General features: G+C 42.7%; 33 protein-coding genes. 4 read left to right on the forward strand and 29 right to left on the reverse strand.

What is annotated here, in order from left to right:
* Position 1: 1 nt before the first annotated feature.
* From FTU58_RS08360 to FTU58_RS08370, 3 genes are all read left to right on the forward strand, one after another.
* Positions 2–211 (forward strand): YheV family putative zinc ribbon protein, encoded by a 210-nt coding sequence (locus FTU58_RS08360; RefSeq protein ID WP_171324836.1) that lies wholly within the window; start codon positions 2–4, stop codon positions 209–211.
* A 21-nt stretch (positions 212–232) separates the two neighbouring features.
* Complete coding sequence (locus tag FTU58_RS08365; RefSeq protein ID WP_004974772.1) at positions 233–643, forward strand: hypothetical protein; 411 nt, start codon at positions 233–235, stop codon at positions 641–643.
* Between the two features lie 101 nt (positions 644–744).
* Positions 745–1,638, forward strand: coding sequence for a DMT family transporter (locus tag FTU58_RS08370; protein WP_004974770.1), 894 nt, complete (start codon positions 745–747; stop codon positions 1,636–1,638).
* A gap of 105 nt (positions 1,639–1,743) precedes the next feature.
* On the opposite strand, the gene FTU58_RS08375 is transcribed toward FTU58_RS08370, so the two are convergent.
* The 5 genes from FTU58_RS08375 to FTU58_RS08395 form a co-directional block, all read right to left on the reverse strand.
* Positions 1,744–3,951, reverse strand: a complete 2,208-nt coding sequence (locus tag FTU58_RS08375) for a TRAP transporter large permease subunit (protein WP_180062325.1) — start codon at positions 3,949–3,951, stop codon at positions 1,744–1,746.
* A gap of 220 nt (positions 3,952–4,171) precedes the next feature.
* The gene (gene rrtA / locus FTU58_RS08380; RefSeq protein WP_180062326.1) at positions 4,172–4,753 is read right to left on the reverse strand and encodes a rhombosortase; all 582 of its coding nucleotides are present in this window, start codon (positions 4,751–4,753) and stop codon (positions 4,172–4,174) included.
* A 103-nt stretch (positions 4,754–4,856) separates the two neighbouring features.
* Positions 4,857–5,903: a hypothetical protein gene (locus FTU58_RS08385; protein ID WP_004974758.1), complete on the reverse strand. Its 1,047-nt coding sequence runs from the start codon at positions 5,901–5,903 to the stop codon at positions 4,857–4,859.
* A 445-nt stretch (positions 5,904–6,348) separates the two neighbouring features.
* Complete coding sequence (locus FTU58_RS08390; protein WP_257222351.1) at positions 6,349–6,714, reverse strand: hypothetical protein; 366 nt, start codon at positions 6,712–6,714, stop codon at positions 6,349–6,351.
* Positions 6,715–6,763: 49 nt separating this feature from the next.
* Positions 6,764–7,021: a succinate dehydrogenase assembly factor 2 gene (locus FTU58_RS08395; protein WP_004974752.1), complete on the reverse strand. Its 258-nt coding sequence runs from the start codon at positions 7,019–7,021 to the stop codon at positions 6,764–6,766.
* A 182-nt stretch (positions 7,022–7,203) separates the two neighbouring features.
* Here FTU58_RS08395 and FTU58_RS08400 point away from each other — a divergent pair, with 182 nt between their 5' ends.
* Positions 7,204–8,376: an acyl-CoA dehydrogenase family protein gene (locus tag FTU58_RS08400; protein WP_180062328.1), complete on the forward strand. Its 1,173-nt coding sequence runs from the start codon at positions 7,204–7,206 to the stop codon at positions 8,374–8,376.
* 75 nt (positions 8,377–8,451) lie between these two features.
* Here FTU58_RS08400 and FTU58_RS08405 read toward each other — a convergent pair whose 3' ends face one another.
* From FTU58_RS08405 to rpsS, 24 genes are all read right to left on the reverse strand, one after another.
* Positions 8,452–9,942: an NAD(P)/FAD-dependent oxidoreductase gene (locus tag FTU58_RS08405; RefSeq protein WP_180062329.1), complete on the reverse strand. Its 1,491-nt coding sequence runs from the start codon at positions 9,940–9,942 to the stop codon at positions 8,452–8,454.
* Positions 9,943–10,143: 201 nt separating this feature from the next.
* The gene (gene rplQ, locus FTU58_RS08410) at positions 10,144–10,509 is read right to left on the reverse strand and encodes a 50S ribosomal protein L17 (protein WP_004974746.1); all 366 of its coding nucleotides are present in this window, start codon (positions 10,507–10,509) and stop codon (positions 10,144–10,146) included.
* Positions 10,510–10,527: 18 nt separating this feature from the next.
* Positions 10,528–11,535 carry a DNA-directed RNA polymerase subunit alpha gene (locus FTU58_RS08415; RefSeq protein ID WP_004974745.1) on the reverse strand — a complete coding sequence of 336 codons (1,008 nt, stop codon included), beginning with the start codon at positions 11,533–11,535 and terminating at the stop codon, positions 10,528–10,530.
* Between the two features lie 17 nt (positions 11,536–11,552).
* Positions 11,553–12,179, reverse strand: a complete 627-nt coding sequence (rpsD, locus tag FTU58_RS08420) for a 30S ribosomal protein S4 (RefSeq protein WP_004974744.1) — start codon at positions 12,177–12,179, stop codon at positions 11,553–11,555.
* A gap of 12 nt (positions 12,180–12,191) precedes the next feature.
* A complete protein-coding gene (rpsK, locus tag FTU58_RS08425) occupies positions 12,192–12,578 on the reverse strand; it encodes a 30S ribosomal protein S11 (protein ID WP_001040166.1) in 387 nt (128 codons plus the stop codon).
* A gap of 19 nt (positions 12,579–12,597) precedes the next feature.
* Positions 12,598–12,954: a 30S ribosomal protein S13 gene (gene rpsM, locus FTU58_RS08430; protein ID WP_004974734.1), complete on the reverse strand. Its 357-nt coding sequence runs from the start codon at positions 12,952–12,954 to the stop codon at positions 12,598–12,600.
* A 107-nt stretch (positions 12,955–13,061) separates the two neighbouring features.
* Positions 13,062–13,178, reverse strand: coding sequence for a 50S ribosomal protein L36 (gene rpmJ / locus FTU58_RS08435; protein ID WP_000867907.1), 117 nt, complete (start codon positions 13,176–13,178; stop codon positions 13,062–13,064).
* A 20-nt stretch (positions 13,179–13,198) separates the two neighbouring features.
* Complete coding sequence (secY, locus tag FTU58_RS08440) at positions 13,199–14,518, reverse strand: preprotein translocase subunit SecY (protein ID WP_171062591.1); 1,320 nt, start codon at positions 14,516–14,518, stop codon at positions 13,199–13,201.
* Between the two features lie 45 nt (positions 14,519–14,563).
* Positions 14,564–15,004 carry a 50S ribosomal protein L15 gene (rplO, locus tag FTU58_RS08445; protein WP_004974728.1) on the reverse strand — a complete coding sequence of 147 codons (441 nt, stop codon included), beginning with the start codon at positions 15,002–15,004 and terminating at the stop codon, positions 14,564–14,566.
* A gap of 3 nt (positions 15,005–15,007) precedes the next feature.
* Positions 15,008–15,184: a 50S ribosomal protein L30 gene (rpmD, locus tag FTU58_RS08450; RefSeq protein WP_004786899.1), complete on the reverse strand. Its 177-nt coding sequence runs from the start codon at positions 15,182–15,184 to the stop codon at positions 15,008–15,010.
* Positions 15,185–15,190: 6 nt separating this feature from the next.
* Positions 15,191–15,688, reverse strand: coding sequence for a 30S ribosomal protein S5 (rpsE, locus tag FTU58_RS08455; RefSeq protein ID WP_004974725.1), 498 nt, complete (start codon positions 15,686–15,688; stop codon positions 15,191–15,193).
* A gap of 2 nt (positions 15,689–15,690) precedes the next feature.
* Positions 15,691–16,041: a 50S ribosomal protein L18 gene (rplR, locus tag FTU58_RS08460; protein WP_004281497.1), complete on the reverse strand. Its 351-nt coding sequence runs from the start codon at positions 16,039–16,041 to the stop codon at positions 15,691–15,693.
* 14 nt (positions 16,042–16,055) lie between these two features.
* A complete protein-coding gene (rplF, locus tag FTU58_RS08465; protein ID WP_004974722.1) occupies positions 16,056–16,589 on the reverse strand; it encodes a 50S ribosomal protein L6 in 534 nt (177 codons plus the stop codon).
* 16 nt (positions 16,590–16,605) lie between these two features.
* Positions 16,606–17,001 carry a 30S ribosomal protein S8 gene (gene rpsH / locus FTU58_RS08470; RefSeq protein WP_004974720.1) on the reverse strand — a complete coding sequence of 132 codons (396 nt, stop codon included), beginning with the start codon at positions 16,999–17,001 and terminating at the stop codon, positions 16,606–16,608.
* 12 nt (positions 17,002–17,013) lie between these two features.
* Positions 17,014–17,319 carry a 30S ribosomal protein S14 gene (rpsN, locus tag FTU58_RS08475; protein WP_004825185.1) on the reverse strand — a complete coding sequence of 102 codons (306 nt, stop codon included), beginning with the start codon at positions 17,317–17,319 and terminating at the stop codon, positions 17,014–17,016.
* Positions 17,320–17,328: 9 nt separating this feature from the next.
* Complete coding sequence (gene rplE / locus FTU58_RS08480; RefSeq protein WP_004974719.1) at positions 17,329–17,865, reverse strand: 50S ribosomal protein L5; 537 nt, start codon at positions 17,863–17,865, stop codon at positions 17,329–17,331.
* Between the two features lie 16 nt (positions 17,866–17,881).
* The gene (rplX, locus tag FTU58_RS08485; RefSeq protein ID WP_004974717.1) at positions 17,882–18,199 is read right to left on the reverse strand and encodes a 50S ribosomal protein L24; all 318 of its coding nucleotides are present in this window, start codon (positions 18,197–18,199) and stop codon (positions 17,882–17,884) included.
* Between the two features lie 9 nt (positions 18,200–18,208).
* Positions 18,209–18,577 (reverse strand): 50S ribosomal protein L14, encoded by a 369-nt coding sequence (gene rplN, locus FTU58_RS08490; protein WP_001982634.1) that lies wholly within the window; start codon positions 18,575–18,577, stop codon positions 18,209–18,211.
* Between the two features lie 91 nt (positions 18,578–18,668).
* Positions 18,669–18,926, reverse strand: a complete 258-nt coding sequence (gene rpsQ, locus FTU58_RS08495) for a 30S ribosomal protein S17 (protein ID WP_004974714.1) — start codon at positions 18,924–18,926, stop codon at positions 18,669–18,671.
* On the reverse strand, positions 18,923–19,120 hold the full coding sequence (gene rpmC, locus FTU58_RS08500; protein WP_004650482.1) for a 50S ribosomal protein L29: 198 nt from the start codon (positions 19,118–19,120) through the stop codon (positions 18,923–18,925). The genes rpsQ and rpmC overlap by 4 nt, the downstream gene beginning before the upstream one ends.
* Complete coding sequence (rplP, locus tag FTU58_RS08505) at positions 19,120–19,533, reverse strand: 50S ribosomal protein L16 (RefSeq protein ID WP_004691317.1); 414 nt, start codon at positions 19,531–19,533, stop codon at positions 19,120–19,122. Before rplP ends, rpmC begins: the two co-directional genes overlap by 1 nt.
* 3 nt (positions 19,534–19,536) lie before the next feature.
* Positions 19,537–20,289 (reverse strand): 30S ribosomal protein S3, encoded by a 753-nt coding sequence (gene rpsC / locus FTU58_RS08510; RefSeq protein WP_004974711.1) that lies wholly within the window; start codon positions 20,287–20,289, stop codon positions 19,537–19,539.
* Position 20,290: 1 nt separating this feature from the next.
* Positions 20,291–20,620, reverse strand: coding sequence for a 50S ribosomal protein L22 (rplV, locus tag FTU58_RS08515; RefSeq protein WP_001982638.1), 330 nt, complete (start codon positions 20,618–20,620; stop codon positions 20,291–20,293).
* An 11-nt stretch (positions 20,621–20,631) separates the two neighbouring features.
* Positions 20,632–20,907, reverse strand: coding sequence for a 30S ribosomal protein S19 (gene rpsS / locus FTU58_RS08520; RefSeq protein ID WP_004673001.1), 276 nt, complete (start codon positions 20,905–20,907; stop codon positions 20,632–20,634).
* Between the last annotated feature and the right edge of the window lie 12 nt (positions 20,908–20,919).

Consider the following 20,919-nt stretch of genomic DNA (forward strand, 5'->3'; position numbering starts at 1 on the left):
CATTAAACGTCGTTTCATTGCAGGCGCAAAATGTCCGAAATGTCAGGCGATGGATCGGGTTGTCATGCTCACCGCTGACGAAGCTGAATGGATCGAATGTATCGAGTGTGATTATACGGAAAACCGTCCAACACATATTGATGAACCTGAAATCCCAGAGGTTTCAGATGAAATTGGGGTGATCCAGTTTAAGCCGCGTCAGTCAAAGTAAAACAATAAGGTTCAACAACGCATGACTGAAGATCAACGACATAACCCTAAGCTTTTATGGGCGATTACGGGTGGGTTAATTATTGTCATTATTGCCGTATTTATCTTTCAATGGATGGGCGATAGCGACAATACTGCGCCTATAGAAACTGCCCCAACTACGGCGTCTGTAGCGAAAGCTGTACCTGCTGAAGCAACGCCATTGCAAGAAGATGAAGCAGCACCAAAACAGTTGGTCACAGAAGATTTACTCAAAGCACCTATATCTGAGAATGCAGCGCTTGCCAAAGAAGAAGTGGCTAAATTAGATGACATTCAAAATCAGCTGAATGATCAACGTGCCTTATTAAAACAGCAACATAACGATGCTGATGAATTGATTAAACTGAAAGAAGAACAAATCAAAATACTGGAAGCCCAACTGGCACAGTAAGCCTCCTCTGCTTCACATCAGTCATTTTAAAATACGATAAAGGGTCAGTGTTGTAGCCAATTTAAGCTAGAATAGCCAGAGGTTATTCTGGCTTTATTTGTATGACATCTTCTGGTTCTGCCCAACAAAATTTGCTCAAAGCAATTATGCTGTTGACCTGCTCTGCCTTTCTGTTTTCACTCATGGGAGTGTGCGTTCGTTACGCCTCAGAAACGGTAGATAATGCCACAGTGGTATTTTTCCGTAATTTCATTGGTTTGTTTATTTTTATCCCGCTCATTTTCAATAAAGGCTTGGGCTTTTTTAAAACTGAAAAGTTATGGATGCACACTTGGCGTTCGGTAGTCGGATTAACCGCCATGTATGGTTTTTTCTACGCGATTGCCAATCTAAAACTGTCCAATGCGATGGTCTTCACCTATTCATCGCCTATTTTTATTCCCTTAATTGCATGGCTATTCCTTAAAGAAAAAATCACCAAACCAATGCTATGGGCTGCGTTCATTGGTTTATTTGGCGTGTTATTTGTCGCCAAACCCGATGCAGGTATGTTTAATAGCATGTCCGCAATTGGACTCAGTGCCAGTTTTTTAGCAGCGATGGCTTTTGTCACGGTACGCGCCCTGACTCAAACCGAACCGCCTGAACGCATTGTGTTTTATTTTTGCATGATTGGGACACTCATTTCTGTTGTACCGATGTTCTGGTCATGGCGTCCTTACAACTTAAAAGAATTGAGTTTTTTAATTGGTGCAGGATTGCTGGCCAATATCAGTCAGATCTTTATGTCCAATGCCTACCGTCTTGCCCCTGCTGGGCAAATTGGCCCTGTCAATTACATTGCGATTATTTTTGCAGGGATTTGGGGCTTTAGCTTTTGGCATGAAACGCCAGACTTATTTAGTTTAATTGGCTTTGCCCTAATTTTGCTTGCCATTATTTTGTGCAGTCCACTGTTACAAAAACACCTGAATCATCACTCCCCGCATTCATAATGCTGCTTTGTATTCCCTGCATATCAACCTATTAAAAAAACACCCCGTAGTGAACCACAGGGTGTTTTTAAATAATAAGATGACAGTGATTAAGTATCCATGTGCTTATTCATACCAGCCGAATAGCTTGAACGCATACGGTGCATAGGCAATAATCAACATCGCAGGAAGCATCACAATCATAGGCAAAATCCAACGCTCATAACGATAATAGAACGATTTATGACGAACTTCTGCATCGGCTGCAGCGACTTCTTCATCTCCAATCGACTGCCTTGCCAATAAGTGATTCAGCGCTACAGGTGGCGTCACATAGCCTAATTCAAAACCAATTAGGGTAATCATCCAGAAATGCGCAGGATGTATCCCATATTGATACGCCACAGGCGCAACCGTTGCAGAAATTAGAATCACCGCACCGAATGGATCCATAATCATGCCCACAAAAATCATCAAGGCAACAATCAGGCTAATCACAATAAAGAGGCTGCTAATGTCGGTTGGGAACGCTTCCATAATTTCAATGCGTTCTAAATAGCCACCTACACTGACTGAAAGCGCCATCAAAATTACCAATGCCCCAATATGTCCCACCGTTTCACTGGTCGATAAATGCAGAGCTTTGAAGAAACCATACTGACGCAATGGTGAATCAGGTGCAGTCAATAATGAGCGCTCAGATGAAGCTGCTGTCTGTTGTGCTACAGGCTTGTGATCTAAAGTCTGATCCCACTGCCCCATCGCTGGAATAGGCGCAGGTTCATGGCGCAATTTATCAAACAACACCATCATCAATAAAATAACTGGCATCATTACAGGTGCAGTAAATTCATTCATATTGGTGTCTAAAGCATATTTATAGAACAACCAAATCAACACAAAAATAAGGATATATGGCAGTACAGGGCCAAAAGCACGTAAGGACAATGGCACAGCTATACGCGGTGCAGCAATGCGGAATTTATTTTCAGCAAAGAACAACGAAATCACTAAAAACAGGGTTGAAGTCAAGAGGAACACATACAAACCATAGTGATACAGCATGTCTGTTGTAACTTCTTTGTTCAGCGATGCCACCACAACAATCAATAGGCATGGACGAAGCACGACCCCCATTGAACCCGACATAGCTGTTGCCGCCAGTGCAAACTGACGTCGTCCACCCGCATTCCAAACTTCTTTATAAATGATCGCACCTGCAGCAATAACAAAAATCCCCGATGCACCGGTATAAGCTGTCGGCAATGCAGCGGCAATCAGAATCAGCCAGGTTAAGGTTTCAGGTGCCAAATTCCACGGACGCAGAATATTCAGGAACAAATCCACAATTCGGGTTTGTTTGAGCAACATCCCCGCCCAAATAAACAATGCCAAGTTCAGGAAAATACTGGAGAATTCGACCAGTTGCCCCAAGTAAATCCCTTGCCCCATTGGATAATCCATCAGGATGGTAAAGGAGAAACCTGTACTAATTGCCATATAGGCATACAAAGGCACACTCAGGAAAGCAAGACCTAAACTACCGCCTTCACGGGTTGGTGCGGGTGGCTTAATAAGCTGGAATAAACTAATTAAAGTCAGAGTTGCAAACAGAATCATCCACATCCAGTAAATGATTTGCGTTTCACCACTCATCGGTACGCCTGAATTGAGTACTGAACGATATTGACTGATACTTGACGAGGTTAAGAAACCATTCGCCACCACCATTAAGGTCGAATACACCTTGAAGTCAATTTTGGTCGCAGGGCCACGTAAACCAATGTGATGGGTCTTTAAAGTGGCACTAATTGCAGCAAAGACCACCATCAATACCAATAAAATGGCACGGTTTTCAGTACCAAATTTAAAAATACCAAAAAAAGAGGTTTCAATGGTTCGATAAATTTTCAAGCTTGGATGGGCTTGAATATGCTGAATCGCCTGATCATGAAATTGAAATTTTTCTTCACAAATTTGTTTGGCTGCTAAAATGGAAGCGCGGACATCTGATTCAGAGGCAGTACCAAAAATATCGGCAAACTCATCAGCAGCATTGGCTTGCATTTGGGCATGTACTTGTGCATCGATATCGGGGTTGCGTTCGCAGTCAGGTGCAGTGGGTTCGGCACGCAAAAATGAATATTGCATACCTGTTGCAGGGTCACCATATAGGCGTTCACCCATGCGCAACAACTGACCATGTACCATTTCACCTGTACCAATAATGAGGGTCAGTAACAACAAGATCAAAATAACGAATGTAGAAATCCATTCTGTCCATATATGTCTGAGCAAAGCCAAGCCAGACCTGCGTTGTCCGTTATTGTGCATATATTTTCCTGTTTTTATTCTGCGCAGAAACCGAGACTCTCGAATTTCTGTCTGTCCTTATTCAACGGAATGTCCATCTTCCATTGAGCATTTTTGTATTCAGTTTAAATGTGCATGAGCGTCGTTATTTTTAAAATGACAATATAGATTTTCTTTTAAGTAAAAATGGTCAATTGTGAGATTTTATGTGAGCCCTTTTTGCCATCATTTTGATGTAATTTTAATGCGGATCAATGCAATAGGCCCAAATAATATAAGCCAGTGCAAAAATTACTCCCCAAATCACCCCCAATAAATGTGCCTCAACTAATACAGGACTCCCGATTAATTCTGCTGTACCCAAACTGCCCACGGTATTTTCCCAAATCAGTTTAGATAAAATAAGCAGCAAGACCAATGTGGCAAAGCCACGTTCTTTTTTATAAAGCAAATGCACACATGCCACCGCCACATAAGCACCATGCAACACCCCAGAAAGTCCTGCATAGGCATCAATATCGGCAAGGAAGTAATAGAAACTCAGACTAATCGCTGGCGGTAGTAGCAGCAAAAGCGCCACAAAGTGCCATACTTTGGCATGCGGAAAAATAAAAGGTAAACAGGCAAACGCGATCATATTGAGTAAATAATGAATCCAGCCCACATGCACCCAATGCCCTGTCCATAAGCGCCAAAATTCATCCAATAAATGTGTAGACCAATAAATAAAATGCTCTGCAAAAATCTGCAAACATGCCGAAACCGACATACATGCCGCAATAAACACAATTTTTCGACTGAGAAATTGAGATGAATATTGCATAGGCGCTTGCATCCTCCAAATTATTCTTGTTATGTGCTTCGGCAAACGGATTGCCCAATCCTAAAACTTCTTGTCTATATTGAATTGGGCAATCTTGATATTTTTACAATTGAGCTGCCGTATCCTCATTAAATAAATCATCTAATTCAGATGAATCATCTTGCTCATCCCAGAAACGTTGCTGATCACCCGTACGCACACCTGTATGTTCAGTCCAGTAACGGTCTGAAATTCCTTGTACCATGCTTCCCGCCATGGCATCAATCAATTTAAATTGTGGATTTACAGGTTTTTCGTCACTGCGTGCATTAGAAAAGGCTTTGAGTGCATCGCGGATTTTGGCATCTTCACCACTGGCTTGGGCAGCAACCGCATATAAAGCGTGTGATAAACGCACGCCTTTATTTTCACCAATTTGCATCGACTGCTTTAAGGTTTGATACGGATCAGGTTTGCCATCTCCCGCACCTGGAAGCAAAGTCCAAATTACGGCACGTGTAGCCTCTGGTGCGCCCCAGAATTTTTCATTGTTTAAACAGGTCATACCACGTTCAACAATCGCGGCAATATCTTTAGGCACATGCACTGCCCCGCCTGAATTAATATCATTGGTCATGGCTTGCAAGCCACTCAACATCCCCAACATATACACAGTTTGATCAATATCACTGTTCATTTTTGGACAACCTTCGCCCAAAGGTTTCCGATATTTCTTTTCCCAACGATGCTGAAACAATTGATAGCCTGTGTATTGGCGCTGTGCCGCCAAAGCCGCCCAACGTTTTTGCTGAATCCGCGCATCTTGCGCTTCGCCCACTTGCCCTGCTTTTGCTGCACGTAAATAACGCAATTCAGCATCCAAAGCTTTTTCTTCGGCACAAATACCCGCAGCCGAATACATTAGTACCGCAACACGGGTTGGGTCTGCGCCCATATCTTTAGTCGCCATAATGGCAGGGGTTAAGGAATTACCAGAATTACACACCATTTCAGCATCTTCCATCGCTAAAATTGGCGGCACAATATGTTTTTCAGTAAATCCAAGTGCGACATTGGCACCTGTTTTGATCACTTGTGAACAACCTGATAATAATAAACTTGTGATTGCAAATACGGCCACACCCTGGCCTATTTTTTGGACTTGCGACATTTTCCTGTCCTCTATAATTGTGTTTATGTCCATTGCAACAAACATAGCAGAAGCAATATCTGAATAAAAGCGTCTACTTGCTGCTTCAGATGGATAACTTTGCCATGTTTTAAAGTGACTAAAATTGACTGAAATCTGTCATCCGACAAAATTTAGGCAAAAAAAAGTAGCATTGCGACGGTTCAGCACATGCTACTTATTAACTGGTGCCCAATTCGGGCTTATCTTAAAAAATCTTTCGACTAAATTTAAATCTACACATTTCAGGAATCTGATTTGTATTGATCTACACTTGTCTGGAATTAATATAACTGAAAATAGGGATATGCGTAATCTTTTATGCCAATATAAGATGACTGATCAGGACACGAAAAATAGATGATAATTTTATCTTTATGATACTTATAGTTTTTTATTATTATAAAAATATACAGCTGTCTGTAAATTAGAGCATTTTCGCCAATACTTTTAGAGCCTTCCATTCCGCCTTGGAAACCTGATCACACCAAATCACCACAGGTTTAAAGGCTTGCTGAAATTCCATGACGATATAAATTTGATGATCTATCACTTGACGCAGTTGCACACGCTGAATTTCAGTTTGGCGAGCTGTGCTTTTAATCTGTTGTGATGCTACACGAGGCACGAGATAGGAAATTGACCATTCACGGTCATCTAATTGATATAAACCAACAATTCGGTTTGCACGAACAAACTGAAAATATGTCCAGCCTATAATGACAATACATATAACGCTTAGCCATGGGCTTAACACTTGCAGTAAAAACCAGACGATGAATAGAGCGATCATCAGCTGAAACACTATTGCGATGACACTAGGTTTCAGCTGAAACTGCTGCTTAGCCATGCACATAATGCTTTAGTTTACGGATAAAATCTTTCAACTCAGGACGTGGTGGCTCAGACACTTCCATAAACCAATCCAATAAATCTGGGTCTTCCTGCTCAACCAAATCGGCAAACATTTGTTTTTCTTCCGCACTGGCAGTCAAATAATGATTTTTCACATACGGGTCAAAATAGACATCAATTTCCTTTAAACCACGACGGGCACGGTAAATCACTTTGCGTTCTTCTAAGCTGATGTCATCACTCATGCGGTTTCCCCATTAAAATTAAACTCAGGCTAGTTTAACCGACCCCTTTTAAAGTTTCGATGACTTTTATGCAGCATTGACCAAAAGCATCATCTTTCATTTGCAATTGAAACTTTTGCACCTTGTTGCCCCCTATAAATTCTTCTAAGGTGAATTCAAAATAACATCAGGAAGATAAAACCATGCAATCTGCCGCAATTCGCCCCATTGCCAATATGTTACCGCGCACCTTATTCAGTGCTGAACACGACAGTTTTCGTGATTTGGTACGAAAATTCTATTTGCAGGAAGTCATCCCCCATACTGAAAAATTTGAAGCGCAGCAGCATGTAGACCGTGAGCTATGGCGTAAAGCAGGTACTTTGGGTTTACTGTGTAGCACCATGCCTGAAGAATATTCAGGTTCAGGAGTAGACCGCCTGTACAGCATGATTTTGATTGAAGAACAAGCCTATGCAGGCGACAGTGCCACTGGTTTTTCACTGCATTCAGATATTGTCGCCAATTACATCAATAACTTTGGCACAACTGAACAAAAACAACACTGGTTAACCCGCATGGCCACAGGTGAAGTCATCACCGCGATTGCCATGACCGAACCCGGTACAGGTTCAGACTTACAAGCTGTGCGTACCTCTGCAGTATTGGATGGCGATGAATACGTAATTAATGGTGCTAAAATTTTTATTACCAACGGCTATTTGTGCGACATGGCGATTGTGGTGTGTAAAACTGCAAACACAGACAAAGGTTCAGCTAATCTGTCTTTAATACTGGTAGAAGCAGACCGTGCAGGATTTAGCAAAGGCAAACCACTGAATAAAATTGGCATGAAAGGTCAGGACACTTGTGAATTATTTTTTGATGATGTCCGCGTACCTCGCAGCAATTTATTGGGTGCAGAAGGCATGGGTTTTATCATGCTGATGAAAGAACTGGCATGGGAACGCTTAATTGTGGCGATTATTTGCCAAGCAGGTGCAGAAGCTGCTTTTGCGCATACACTGCAATATACTCAGCAACGTCAAGCCTTTGGCAAAAGTATCCAAAGCTTTCAAAATACGCGCTTTAAACTGGCAGAATTACGCACCGAAATTGATTTCTGTCGTGCTTTTTTAGATCAATGTATGCAGTTACAACTTCAAGATCAGCTCAGTGTTGAAGCTGCAGCGGCCGCCAAATATAAAATTTCAGAGATGTACTCCAAAGTGGTGGATGAATGTCTACAACTGCATGGTGGTTATGGCTATATGCTTGAGTATCCAATTGCACGTGCTTACTTAGACAATCGGGCCAATCGTATTTATGCAGGCACCAATGAAATTATGAAAGAGCTGATTTCACGTTCTTTATAAAATTTCCACCTCAACATAAAAATGGCGCAAGCAATTTTAAATTTCTTGCGCCATATTATTTTTGCACCCAACGATTTAAGACACTAATTTAGGTTTACGCTGCTGTGCAGGCACAGCTTGTTTGAATTTTAAAATACCATCTTCAAAACTTGCTTGTTTTAAAGTTTTGCGATCTTCTAAGTAATTGTTGGTCACTCGCCATGGCGCATGTTTGCCTTGCTTTGGCATCACATTAGCAGCACGCGCGATATAGCCCGAACTCAAACTGCCCATCACCGTATCTTCCAATAACTCTGTTTGGTCACCTTGAGGAATTACCTCGTCATAACCTTGTCGATCCATATAATTGAGCAAACGACAAATATAATCCGCAGCCACATCCACTTTAAGTGTCCAAGATGCATTAATATAGCCAATAATCATCGCCATATTCGGCACATCGCTAACCATCACACCTTGATACAGCATGTGCTTAGAAGTGTCTAAAGGCTCACCATCAATTGTGGCTTGAATACCACCTAGAATCTGAATATTCAAACCTGTCGCAGACACAATAATATCGGCATCCAGATGCTTACCTGATTTTAATTGCACACCTGTTTCAGTAAAACTTGCAATTTGATCAGTTTCAATCGAGGCATGCCCTTCGCGTAAAATCTTAAATAAATCACCATCAGGCACAACACATAAACGCTGATCCCACGGATTATAATGTGGCGTGAAATGCTTCATATCCACCTTGCCTTTGAGCTGCATTTGGATAGATTTCAGTAACAAAGTCCGCAGTAATTTCGGCTGTTTTTGTGCTAAAGCATAAATTGCGCGTTGCATGCCAATATTACGTGCGCGCGTGATTTTGTAAGCAACATCTTCAGGCAAAACTTTACGCATTTGCTGATAAACAAAATCCATTGCAGGCACTGAAGCAATATATGTCGGTGAGCGTTGCAGCATGGTGACATGCGCTGCACCACCTTTCGACATGGCAGGGACTAAGGTAATCGCAGTGGCACCACTGCCAATAATTAACACCTTTTTACCACGATAATCTAAATTTTCAGGCCAATGCTGAGGGTGGATAAATGTGCCTTTAAACGCCTGCTGATTCGGAAAGTCAGGCTGAAAACCTTGATCGTAATTGTAATAGCCTGTGCAGCCTAAAACAAAATTAGCCACCCAAGTTTCAATCTGTTGTGCTGCATTTTCTATGCGTAACGTCCACTTACGTGTTTGAGAATCATAATTGGCAGATAGTACACGATGTTTAAAATGAATTTTTGAATGTAAGGCTTTTTCTTGAATGACTTCTGCTAAATAACCTTTGATAGATGCGCCATCGGCAAGTACATTGGTTTTTTTCCAAGGCTTAAAATTATAACCAAAAGTCGACATATCCGAATCTGAACGAATGCCCGGATATTGGAATAAATCCCAAGTGCCACCAAAACTTTGACGACGCTCAATAATTTCAAAAGAACGCTGTGGGCAGTTTTGACTTAAATGTGCTGCTACACCAATGCCCGAAATCCCTGCCCCAATAATTAATATATCAACCTGCTTATCCATGTTTTATTGTCCAGCTTGAATGATGTTTTTTATTAAAGCATATATTTGACAATACACAATGTCAAGTTTAGCAAAAGTTACTAAAATTTATATCAATTCGGGACAATTACATCATTTTTTGAGATTCAACTTATTTTTTACATAAAAAAAAGACCGGTAAAACCGGTCTTTTCTGAACAACGTGCGTTATTCTTGGCGAAATTATTTAACTTCGCGATCTACAAGCTCAACGTAAGCCATCGGTGCAGCATCACCCGCACGGAAGCCCGCTTTAAGAACACGTAGATAACCGCCGTTACGCTCTTTGTAACGAGGGCCAAGAACGGTAAATAATTTACCAACAGTTGCTGCTGAACGAGTACGAGCAAACGCTAAACGACGGTTTGCTACTGTATCGTTTTTAGCTAAAGTGATTAAAGGCTCAGCAACACGACGTAATTCTTTTGCTTTAGGAACAGTTGTTTTGATTAACTCGTGTTCGAACAAAGAATTAGCCAAGTTTTGGAACATCGCTTTGCGATGGCTGCTTGTACGGCCTAATTTCACACCACTATTACGATGACGCATGGTGATAGTCCTACTTAATTAACGGCTACGATAGGCGAAACGATCGTCCATACGGAGACTAGCCGGTGGCCAGTTCTCTAAACGCATGCCGAGCTGTAAGCCTTTAGAAGCCAGAACATCTTTGATCTCTGTAAGCGATTTTTTACCCAAGTTAGGCGTTTTAAGTAGCTCAACTTCAGTACGCTGTACAAGATCACCAATGTAGTAAATATTTTCTGCTTTCAAACAGTTAGCAGAACGAACAGTAAGCTCTAGATCATCTACTGGACGAAGCAAGATTGGGTCAACTTCTTCACGAGGCTCTTGAGCAACAGGAGCTTGATCTTTCTGAAGATCAACAAAAATTGCAATTTGTTGTTGCAAGATTGTTGCCGCTTTGCGGATCGCTTCTTCTGGATCAACTGTACCATTGGTTTCAAGATCAATGATCAACTTGTCAAGGTCAGTACGTTGTTCTACACGCGCATTTTCTACGATGTAAGACACACGTTTGATTGGGCTATAAGAAGCATCTAACTGCAAACGACCTACAGGGCGAGTTTCGCCTTCTGGGAAACGTGAGTCAGATGTTTCATAACCACGACCTTGAGCAACTTTCAGGCGCATTTTTAAATTGCCTGTAGCACTTAAAGTGCCAATCAAGTGTTCAGGGTTAACCACTTCAACATTATGCGGTAAACGAAGGTCTGCAGCTGTTACATCGCCTGGACCTTGTTTTTCCAATGTCAAATAAGCTTCATTTTGATCGAACAGCTTAATAGACAATCCTTTCAGGTTCAGCAAGAGCTCGACGATGTCCTGCTGCAAGCCTTCCAAAGTACTGTACTCGTGCTCGACACCTTCAATTTCAACTTCTACCACAGCTGCGCCAGGTAAAGAAGAAAGAAGGATGCGACGTAAAGCATTACCAAGAGTGTGACCAAAGCCACGCTCTAATGGTTCTAGAATAACTTTTGCCGAGGTCCCGCTTGCCGCTTCGACCTTGATCGCTTGCGGAGTAAGAAACTCATTTGCAGTACGCGTCATTATTGCTACCTCAAGGATTATTTAGAATACAATTCTACAATCAAGCTTTCGTTGATTTCAGCAGGTAAATCAGAACGATCTGGTGCAGCTTTAAACGTACCTTCAAATTTAGAATGGTCAACTTCCATCCATGAAGGGATACCACGTTGAGCAGCCAATTCAATTGCGTTTTTAATACGTAATTGTTGTTTTGCACCTTCGTGAACTGCAATTACATCACCAGCTTTAACTTGAATAGACGCAATGTTAACACGACGACCATTTAAAGTAATGCTACGGTGAGATACAAGCTGACGAGCTTCTGCACGTGTAGAACCAAAACCCATGCGATAAACAACGTTATCAAGACGGCTTTCGAGCAATTTCAACAAGTTTTCACCTGTTGCGCCTTTCACACGAGCAGCTTCTTTATAGTAGTTACTAAATTGACGCTCTAAAACACCGTACATACGACGTACTTTTTGTTTTTCACGTAATTGTAGTGAGTACTCAGATTGCTTACCACCACGAGCCCCGCCATGTTGGCCAGGAGCTTTAGCGTGTTTTTTAGTTTTGACGTCAAATGGTTTAACGCCAGATTTTAGTTGCAGGTCTGTCCCTTCGCGGCGAGAGAGTTTGCATTTTGGACCAATATAACGAGCCATGAATGTTTCTCCTTACACGCGACGTTTTTTAGGTGGACGGCAACCGTTGTGAGGGATTGGAGTCACATCGGTAATGCTGTTAATTTTATAACCCACTGCACCTAATGCACGAACCGCAGACTCACGACCTGGACCAGGACCTTTAACAAGGACGTCCAAGTTTTTCAAACCGTAATCTAAAGCAGCTTTACCAGCAACTTCAGCAGCTACCTGAGCAGCGAACGGAGTTGATTTACGTGATCCACGGAAGCCTTGTCCACCTGAGGTAGCCCAAGCCAGTGCATTACCTTGACGATCGGTAATGGTCACAATGGTGTTATTAAAAGAAGCGTGAATGTGTGCAACACCTTCAGAGACGGTACGAGTGACCTTCTTGCGTGTGCGAGTATCTTTAGCCATCTTTTAGCTTCCAGAAATCTTATTTCTTAATCGGTTTGCGCGGACCTTTACGGGTACGTGCGTTAGTTTTGGTGCGTTGACCACGGACAGGCAAGCTGCGACGATGACGAAGACCGCGGTAGCAGCCTAAATCCATTAAACGTTTAATGTTCATGGAAATTTCGCGACGTAAGTCACCTTCGGTCGGAACCTTAGCAACTTCTGCACGAATCGCATCAAGCTGAGCGTCATCTAATTCACGGATCTTTGTTGTTGGTGCGATACCAGCAGCAGCTAAGATAGTCTTAGCAGTGTGGCGACCAATACCAAAGATATAAGTGAGAGAGATAACAGCGTGCTTGTTATCCGGAATGTTTACACCGGCAATACGAGCCATTCAATTTTCTCCAAAAAGGCAGTTAAGATAATCAACCGCCCCACAAAAATCTTGAGGGGCGGATAATAACCTAATTAGCCTACTGAAATCAACAGGTCTTAATCAAATTAACCTTGACGCTGCTTATGACGAGGTTCTGCGCTGCAAATTACGCGAATAACCCCATTACGACGGATAACTTTGCAGCTACCACAAATTTTCTTTACAGAAGCTTGTACTTTCATGATGAAACCTCTAAGTGCGCTTATCCCTTAGGATGAGCAGTCGTTTTTCTCATTAACGTTTGATTATCGTACTGGTGCGAGGTGAGATGTGCTTGAAGCTGAGCCATAAAGTCCATCACAACCACTACAACGATTAATAATGATGTACCACCTAAGCTAAATGGAATTCCAAATGAGCTTTGTAGAATCATCGGCATTAAGCAGACTACAGTGATGTAAATCGCGCCAATAAAGGTCAAACGACTGAGAATATGATCTAAGTAACGAGCAGTTTGCTCACCTGGGCGAATACCAGGCACATAAGCTCCGCTGCGTTTCAAGTTTTCCGAAACTTCTTTAGGGCTGAAAACTAGCGCAGTGTAGAAGTAACAGAAAAAGATAATTAACGCACCAAAGAGCACCAAATACAACGGTTGTCCAGGCGACAATACCAATGCCAAGTCTTGTAGACTACGCTTGATTAATCCAGCACTAGGATCCGCACTGCCGACCCATTGACCTAAGCTCGCTGGGAACAAAAGCAATGAACTGGCAAAAATTGCTGGAATCACACCTGCCATATTAATTTTTAATGGCAAATGCGTTTGCTGAGCAGTAAATACACGACGACCTTGTTGTTTTTGAGCATAGTTTACTGGAATACGACGCTGCGCCTTCTCAATAAACACAATTGCTGCAAGTACACCCAAAGACAATAAACCAAAAATTGCCAAACCAATCAGGCTTGACTGGCCACTGTCAATAGATGTGAAGGATTGCATAATTAAATTAGGCAAGCCTGCAACAATACCTGCGAAAATGATCATGGAAATACCATTGCCCACTCCGCGTTCGGTAATTTGTTCACCCAACCACATTAAGAACATTGTGCCTGCAACCAAAGAGGTCACAGCTGGAACGTAAAAAGCCAGACCTGACGTTAAGGTAATACCTTGACCAATCAGACCTGCACACATCCCAATCGCTTGCACAAGTGCAAGAAACAATGTGCCTTGGCGCGTATATTGATTAATTTTGCGTTTGCCTTGCTCGCCTTCTTTTTTCAAAGCTTCAAGCGAAGGAACCACGGTAGACATTAACTGTACGATAATCGAAGCAGAAATGTATGGCATGATCCCTAAAGCAAGAATCGACATCCGCTCTAATGCACCACCCGAAAACATGTTAAACAAACCAAGGATTGTACCTTGGTTTGCATTAAACAATTGTTCAAGTGCGGCATTATTAATGCCTGGTACTGGAATATGCGCTCCTAGTCGAAATACCAACAACGCACCAATGAGAAACATCATTCGGCGTATAATTTCACGGTATTTCACGTGAAATGGTTGGCCTTTCATCATGTGAACATGACCTGAAGAACTAGGAGACATAGACACTGGGGATTACTCCTCGACTTTACCGCCAGCCGCTTCAACAGCAGCTTTAGCGCCTTTAGTCACAGCAACACCTTGAATAGTGAATGCGCGAGTAATTTCACCAGAAAGTACGATACGAGCACGAGCCATATCTTTACGTACAACGTTCGCTGCTTTTAAAGTTTCAAGGCTAACGATGTCGCCTTCCACTTTAGCAAGCTCAGATAAACGTACTTCAGCAGTTTTCAAAGCGATTTGGCTAGTGAAACCGAATTTAGGTAAACGACGATATAACGCAGTTTGACCACCTTCGAATCCAGGACGTGTACCACCGCTCTTACGTGAGTTTTGACCTTTGATACCACGACCACCAGTCTTACCAACGCCAGAACCGATACCACGGCCTAAACGACGGGCTTCACGCTTAGCACCTTCCGCAGGTGCAAGTTCATTTAAACGCAGAGTCATGGCTTATTCCTCTACACTAACCATATAGTAGACTTGGTTGATCATACCACGGTTAGAAGGCGTATCTTGCACTTCTACAGTATGACCAATACGACGCAGACCTAAACCTTTAAGGCTAAGCTTGTGATTTTTCAAGCGGTGCGATGCAGATTTAGTCTGGGTAACTTTAATCGTTTTCATGATTGATTACCCTTGAATTTGTTCTACTGAAAGACCACGTTTCGCAGCAACCTTTTCAGGAGTTGTCATGTCACGCAAACCGTTGAAAGTTGCGTTCACTACGTTTGCAGCGTTAGTAGAACCACGGCATTTAGTCAATACGTTACGTACACCTGCAGCTTCTAAAACTGCACGCATAGAACCACCCGCAATTACACCAGTACCTTCAGATGCTGGCTGCATGTAAACACGGCTTGCACCATGACGCGCATGAATCGGGTGTTGTAAAGTACCATCTGCCAATTCGATAGTGATCATGTTACGACGTGCAGCTTCAAGTGCTTTAGAAATAGCAGCTGGAACTTCACGTGCTTTACCACGACCAAAACCTACGCGACCATTACCATCACCCACAACAGTTAATGCTGTGAAAGAGAAGATACGACCACCTTTAACAACTTTGGCTACGCGATCAACGGCAACCAGCTTTTCAACAAGACCTTCGTTTTGTTCAACTTTAGCCATGATTAGAACTCCAAGCCGTTTTCACGAGCAGCATCAGCCAAGGCTTTGATACGACCATGATATTTAAAACCAGAACGGTCAAACGCAACTTTAGTTACACCAGCTGCTTTCGCGCGTTCTGCAATTAAAGCACCTACTTTTTGAGCTGCTTCAACGTTACCAGTTGTACCAGCACGTAAAGTAGCATCTAAAGTTGAAGCTTGCGCTAAAACTTTGCCACCATCTGCTGAAATAACTTGAGCATAGATGTGACGCGGCGTGCGGTTTACACACAAACGAGTCGCACCCAATGCACGGATGTGCAAGCGTGTGCTTTTCGCACGACGCAAACGGGATTGTTTCTTTTCGTTCATAAGAACCTCGCGCCTTATTTCTTCTTAGCTTCTTTACGAAGAACAACTTCATCCGAATAACGAACACCTTTACCTTTATATGGCTCTGGTGGACGGTATCCACGGATATCCGCAGCAACTTGACCTAAAGCTGCTTTATCAGCAGATTTAAGGATAATTTCAGTTGCAGTTGGAGTTTCTGCAGTCACACCTTCAGGAAGGGTGTAATCGATTGGGTGTGAAAAACCAAGGTTAAGGTTAACAACGTTACCTTTTACCGCAGCTTTATAACCAACACCAATCAATTGCAACTTACGTTCGAAGCCTTCGCTCACACCTTTTACAAGGTTGTTAAGCACAGCGCGAGCAGTACCAGCTTGCATCCAAGCGTCTTTCGACTCAGCTTTAGGAGCAATAGCTAAAATACCGTCTTCCTGTTTTAGCTCGACCAGCGCATGCAGGTTGAAAGACAATGTACCTTTGCTGCCTTTCACTTCGACCTGCCGGCCGTTCTGAGTAACTGTAACACCGTTAGGTACAGTTACTGGGGCTTTAGCCACACGAGACATGAGGAATCACCTATTATTAAGAAACAAAAGCAATAACTTCACCACCGATACCTGCAGCACGTGCAGCGCGATCAGTCATGATGCCTTTGCTTGTAGAAACGATTGCAATACCTAAACCTTGCTTAACGCTTGGAAGTGCATCTTTACCGCGATACTGACGTAGACCTGGACGGCTTACGCGTTTCACAGTTTCGATAACTGGTTTGCCTTCATAGTATTTTAAAGTAATCGTTAATGTAGGTTTGCCTTCGTTGTCAGCCACTTCTACATTTGCGATATAACCTTCTTGTTGAAGTACGTTTGCAATAGCAACCTTCAACTTAGAATTAGGCATAGAAACAGTTTGTTTCTTTGCCATTTGAGCGTTACGAACACGCGTTAGCATGTCGGCAACGGTATCTTGCATACTCATTTATAGTGCTCCTTACCAGCTTGCCTTAACAACGCCCGGTACATCACCTTGCATTACTGTGTCACGTAATTTGTTACGGCTTAAACCGAACTTACGGAAGTAACCATGAGGACGACCAGTTAAACCACAACGGTTACGAAGACGTACTGGAGACGCATTACGTGGTAATGCTTGTAATTTCATCATCGCTTCGAAACGCTCTTCGTCGCTTGCATTTACGTTTGCAATCGTTGCTTTTAATTCAGCACGTTTTGCAGCGTATTTAGCAACAGTAGCTTCGCGTTTCAATTCGCGATTAATCATACCTTTCTTAGCCATATCGACCTCTTATTTGAACGGGAAGCCGAATGCACGCATAAGCGCACGGCCTTCGTCATCGGTGCGAGCAGTCGTAGTAATGGTGATGTCCATACCACGAATTTGATCAATCTTATCGAAATCGATTTCAGGGAACATGATTTGTTCCTTGAGACCCATAGAGTAGTTACCACGACCATCAAATGATTTCGAAGAGAAACCACGGAAGTCACGGATACGAGGGATCGCGATAGAGATCAAACGGTCTAAGAATTCGTACATACGTTCGCCGCGTAAAGTAACTTTACAACCAATCGGCCAACCATCACGGATTTTAAAACCAGCGATTGATTTACGAGCTAATGTTAAAACTGGTTTTTGACCAGCAATAGCTTGCATATCAGAAAGAGCGCCATCTAACAATTTCTTGTCAGCAGCTGCAGCACCAACACCCATGTTGATGGTAATTTTAGTGATGCGAGGGATCTCCATCACATTCTTAACGCCCAATTGTTCTTGTAATTGAGCCTTAAGTTCGTCGTTGTAACGTGTTTTAAGTCTGGCCATTGCCTATTTCAACCTATTACTTCGCCACCGCCACTGATTCACCATTCGATTTATAAACGCGAGTTTTCACGCCATCAATCGTTTGGTAACCAACACGGTCAGCCTTTTGGGTTGTAGCATTAAAAATTGCCACGTTTGAGATATGAAGCGAAGCTTCCTGCGTTACGATACCGCCTTCAGCGCCCGTAGCACGGTTTGGCTTCTGGTGCTTCTTAACCAAGTTAAGACCTTCGACCTTAACACGGTCATTAGAAACTGACAGAACAGTACCCTGTTTGCCTTTTTCTTTACCTGCGATCACAATTACTTGATCGCCTTTTTTAATCTTAGCCATGATTGCCTCTTATAGAACTTCAGGAGCCAATGAAATGATTTTCATGAACTGTTCAGTACGAAGTTCACGAGTCACTGGTCCGAAAATACGAGTTGCAATCGGTGCTTTGTTGTTATTCAAAATAACAGCAGCGTTATCATCAAAACGGATCACAGAACCGTCTGGACGACGAATACCGAACTTTGTACGTACAACAACAGCATTCATCACGTCACCTTTTTTAACACGTGCGCGTGGAATAGCTTCTTTTACAGTAACTTTAATAATGTCGCCAACAGAAGCATAACGACGATGTGAACCACCTAGTACTTTAATACATTGTACGCGGCGAGCACCACTGTTGTCAGCTACGTCAAGCATCGTTTCGGTTTGAATCATTGCCCTACTCCAAAACCGAGCATCACCGGTCACAATTTCGAAAGGCTCAAAGAGTACTCGAAATTGACCGATGATGCAACAAGAACGTTAATTACTCAGCAGCAGCTTCAACAACTTCAACTAAAGTCCATGACTTAGTTTTAGACATTGGGCGGCTTTCTTTGATGGTTACAACATCACCAATCTTAGCGGTATTGTTCTCATCATGAGCGTGTAATTTGGTTGAACGGCGAATCAATTTGCCATACAACGGGTGTTGAACTTGGCGTTCAATAAGGACAACAATAGATTTTTCCATTTTGTCGCTTACAACTTTGCCAGTTAACGTGCGGACTGTATTTTGACTCATTGCCCGTTCCCCTGTTTTTCGGTAAGGAGGGTCTTGATGCGTGCAATAGTTTTACGAGTAAGCGCAACTTCATGCGATTTACCCAATTGACCAGTTGCTTTCGCCATACGAAGACGGAATTGGTTAAGCTGTTGCTCATCAAGCAAAGCTGTCAACTCTTCTACCGACTTTTCACGTAGATCTTTAGTTTTCATTACATTACCGTCCGAGTCACGATAGTGGTTTTAAACGGAAGTTTAGCAGCAGCAAGCGTAAATGCTTCACGTGCCAATTCTTCGTTCACACCATCAATTTCGTACAAGACTTTACCTGGTTTGATTTGACAAACCCAATATTCCACAGAACCTTTACCTTTACCCATACGCACTTCAAGAGGCTTAGAAGTAATTGGTTTGTCTGGGAATACACGGATAAAGATCTTACCACCACGCTTAATACGACGGCTGATTGTACGACGTGCCGCTTCAATTTGACGCGCAGTCATTTGACCACGTTCAACTGATTTAAGAGCGATAGTACCGAAAGATACTGAGCTACCACGGTGCGCTAAGCCAGTGTTACGGCCTTTTTGCACCTTACGGAATTTAGTACGTTTAGGTTGCAACATGGATTATTCTCCTTTTTCAGCAGAACGATCATTGCGACGACCACGACGCTCTTGACCTTCACCACGACCGCGACCGCGTTTAGCTGGACGTTCTTCAGCAGGTGCTGGGTTCATGACTTGTTTCATGCCACCCAAGATTTCACCACGGAATACCCAAACTTTAACGCCAATCGTACCGTAAGTAGTTTCAGCACGCATAGTTGCATAGTCGATGTCCGCACGAAGTGTATGCAAAGGTACACGACCTTCACGATACCATTCAGTACGTGCAATCTCTGCACCACCTAAACGACCAGAAACTTCAACTTTGATACCTTTAGCACCAGCACGCATAGAGTTCTGTACCGCACGCTTCATAGCACGACGGAACATTACACGCTTTTCTAATTGAGAAGCGATTGCTTCAGCAACTAAACGTGCATCTAAGTCTGGACGGTCAATTTCGTTGATGCTTACTTGCGCAGGAACACCCATAATAGATGTTAATTCGCGTTGTAATTTCTCAATGTCTTCGCCTTTTTTACCGATTACGATACCAGGACGCGCAGTGCTAATTGTTACTTTAGCAGCACCCGTTGGACGTTCGATAAGAATATTGCTTACCATTGCGTTCTTAAGTTTTTTAGTTAAAAACTCACGAACTTGAAGGTCTTTAAGCAAGTATTCAGCGTATTGTTTCGGATTCGCATACCAGTTAGCGTTATGACGTTTCACAACACCTAGGCGGATACCGATTGGATGAACCTTCTGACCCATATCAAACCCCTACCTTAACGGTGATGTGACAAGTACGCTTAGTAATACGATCTGCACGGCCTTTAGCACGTGGCATAATACGTTTAAGGCTCATGCCTTCGTCAACGTAAATCGTAGATACTTTAAGGTCGTCTACATCTAAACTGTTATTGTGTTCAGCATTTGCAATTGCAGATTCCAATGCTTTCTTAACTAAAACAGCAGCTTTTTTGTTGCTGAAGTTTAAAATGTTAAGTGCATGCGCAACAGATTTGCCGCGGATAAGATCTGCAACCAAACGTGCTTTTTGTGCCGAGATAGCGGCACCGCGTAATTTAGCAGTTACTTCCATCATAGCACCTATTAACGTTTAGACTTCTTGTCAACACCGTGACCACGATAGGTACGAGTTGGCGCGAATTCACCGAGTTTATGACCAACCATGTGTTCAGAGATAATCACTGGAACATGGTTACGACCATTGTGAACAGAAATTGTTAAACCAACAAAATCTGGGAGGATCATCGAACGACGCGACCAAGTTTTGATCGGCTTACGGTTATTAGCCGCGATTGCCGCTTCAACCTTAGCGAACAAGTGCGCATCGACGAATGGGCCTTTTTTCAGAGAACGAGGCATTGTCAGATTCCT

The sequence above is a fragment of the Acinetobacter sp. YH12120 genome, from assembly GCF_013418795.1.
In the GTDB taxonomy this organism is placed as follows: domain Bacteria; phylum Pseudomonadota; class Gammaproteobacteria; order Pseudomonadales; family Moraxellaceae; genus Acinetobacter; species Acinetobacter towneri.

What these genes read in the sequence shown, in the direction of transcription:
- FTU58_RS08365 (WP_004974772.1), top strand. Translation starts at nt 233, where the DNA reads ATGACTGAAGATCAACGACATAACCCTAAGCTTTTATGGGCGATTACG.
- FTU58_RS08370 (WP_004974770.1), top strand. Translation starts at nt 745, where the DNA reads ATGACATCTTCTGGTTCTGCCCAACAAAATTTGCTCAAAGCAATTATG.
- FTU58_RS08375 (WP_180062325.1), bottom strand. Translation starts at nt 3,951, where the DNA reads ATGCACAATAACGGACAACGCAGGTCTGGCTTGGCTTTGCTCAGACAT.
- rrtA (WP_180062326.1), bottom strand. Translation starts at nt 4,753, where the DNA reads ATGCAATATTCATCTCAATTTCTCAGTCGAAAAATTGTGTTTATTGCG.
- FTU58_RS08385 (WP_004974758.1), bottom strand. Translation starts at nt 5,903, where the DNA reads ATGTCGCAAGTCCAAAAAATAGGCCAGGGTGTGGCCGTATTTGCAATC.
- FTU58_RS08390 (WP_257222351.1), bottom strand. Translation starts at nt 6,714, where the DNA reads ATGATCGCTCTATTCATCGTCTGGTTTTTACTGCAAGTGTTAAGCCCA.
- FTU58_RS08395 (WP_004974752.1), bottom strand. Translation starts at nt 7,021, where the DNA reads ATGAGTGATGACATCAGCTTAGAAGAACGCAAAGTGATTTACCGTGCC.
- FTU58_RS08400 (WP_180062328.1), top strand. Translation starts at nt 7,204, where the DNA reads ATGCAATCTGCCGCAATTCGCCCCATTGCCAATATGTTACCGCGCACC.
- FTU58_RS08405 (WP_180062329.1), bottom strand. Translation starts at nt 9,942, where the DNA reads ATGGATAAGCAGGTTGATATATTAATTATTGGGGCAGGGATTTCGGGC.
- rplQ (WP_004974746.1), bottom strand. Translation starts at nt 10,509, where the DNA reads ATGCGTCATCGTAATAGTGGTGTGAAATTAGGCCGTACAAGCAGCCAT.
- FTU58_RS08415 (WP_004974745.1), bottom strand. Translation starts at nt 11,535, where the DNA reads ATGACGCGTACTGCAAATGAGTTTCTTACTCCGCAAGCGATCAAGGTC.
- rpsD (WP_004974744.1), bottom strand. Translation starts at nt 12,179, where the DNA reads ATGGCTCGTTATATTGGTCCAAAATGCAAACTCTCTCGCCGCGAAGGG.
- rpsK (WP_001040166.1), bottom strand. Translation starts at nt 12,578, where the DNA reads ATGGCTAAAGATACTCGCACACGCAAGAAGGTCACTCGTACCGTCTCT.
- rpsM (WP_004974734.1), bottom strand. Translation starts at nt 12,954, where the DNA reads ATGGCTCGTATTGCCGGTGTAAACATTCCGGATAACAAGCACGCTGTT.
- rpmJ (WP_000867907.1), bottom strand. Translation starts at nt 13,178, where the DNA reads ATGAAAGTACAAGCTTCTGTAAAGAAAATTTGTGGTAGCTGCAAAGTT.
- secY (WP_171062591.1), bottom strand. Translation starts at nt 14,518, where the DNA reads ATGAAAGGCCAACCATTTCACGTGAAATACCGTGAAATTATACGCCGA.
- rplO (WP_004974728.1), bottom strand. Translation starts at nt 15,004, where the DNA reads ATGACTCTGCGTTTAAATGAACTTGCACCTGCGGAAGGTGCTAAGCGT.
- rpmD (WP_004786899.1), bottom strand. Translation starts at nt 15,184, where the DNA reads ATGAAAACGATTAAAGTTACCCAGACTAAATCTGCATCGCACCGCTTG.
- rpsE (WP_004974725.1), bottom strand. Translation starts at nt 15,688, where the DNA reads ATGGCTAAAGTTGAACAAAACGAAGGTCTTGTTGAAAAGCTGGTTGCC.
- rplR (WP_004281497.1), bottom strand. Translation starts at nt 16,041, where the DNA reads ATGAACGAAAAGAAACAATCCCGTTTGCGTCGTGCGAAAAGCACACGC.
- rplF (WP_004974722.1), bottom strand. Translation starts at nt 16,589, where the DNA reads ATGTCTCGTGTGGCTAAAGCCCCAGTAACTGTACCTAACGGTGTTACA.
- rpsH (WP_004974720.1), bottom strand. Translation starts at nt 17,001, where the DNA reads ATGAGTATGCAAGATACCGTTGCCGACATGCTAACGCGTGTTCGTAAC.
- rpsN (WP_004825185.1), bottom strand. Translation starts at nt 17,319, where the DNA reads ATGGCTAAGAAAGGTATGATTAATCGCGAATTGAAACGCGAAGCTACT.
- rplE (WP_004974719.1), bottom strand. Translation starts at nt 17,865, where the DNA reads ATGGCCAGACTTAAAACACGTTACAACGACGAACTTAAGGCTCAATTA.
- rplX (WP_004974717.1), bottom strand. Translation starts at nt 18,199, where the DNA reads ATGGCTAAGATTAAAAAAGGCGATCAAGTAATTGTGATCGCAGGTAAA.
- rplN (WP_001982634.1), bottom strand. Translation starts at nt 18,577, where the DNA reads ATGATTCAAACCGAAACGATGCTTGACGTAGCTGACAACAGTGGTGCT.
- rpsQ (WP_004974714.1), bottom strand. Translation starts at nt 18,926, where the DNA reads ATGAGTCAAAATACAGTCCGCACGTTAACTGGCAAAGTTGTAAGCGAC.
- rpmC (WP_004650482.1), bottom strand. Translation starts at nt 19,120, where the DNA reads ATGAAAACTAAAGATCTACGTGAAAAGTCGGTAGAAGAGTTGACAGCT.
- rplP (WP_004691317.1), bottom strand. Translation starts at nt 19,533, where the DNA reads ATGTTGCAACCTAAACGTACTAAATTCCGTAAGGTGCAAAAAGGCCGT.
- rpsC (WP_004974711.1), bottom strand. Translation starts at nt 20,289, where the DNA reads ATGGGTCAGAAGGTTCATCCAATCGGTATCCGCCTAGGTGTTGTGAAA.
- rplV (WP_001982638.1), bottom strand. Translation starts at nt 20,620, where the DNA reads ATGGAAGTAACTGCTAAATTACGCGGTGCCGCTATCTCGGCACAAAAA.
- rpsS (WP_004673001.1), bottom strand. Translation starts at nt 20,907, where the DNA reads ATGCCTCGTTCTCTGAAAAAAGGCCCATTCGTCGATGCGCACTTGTTC.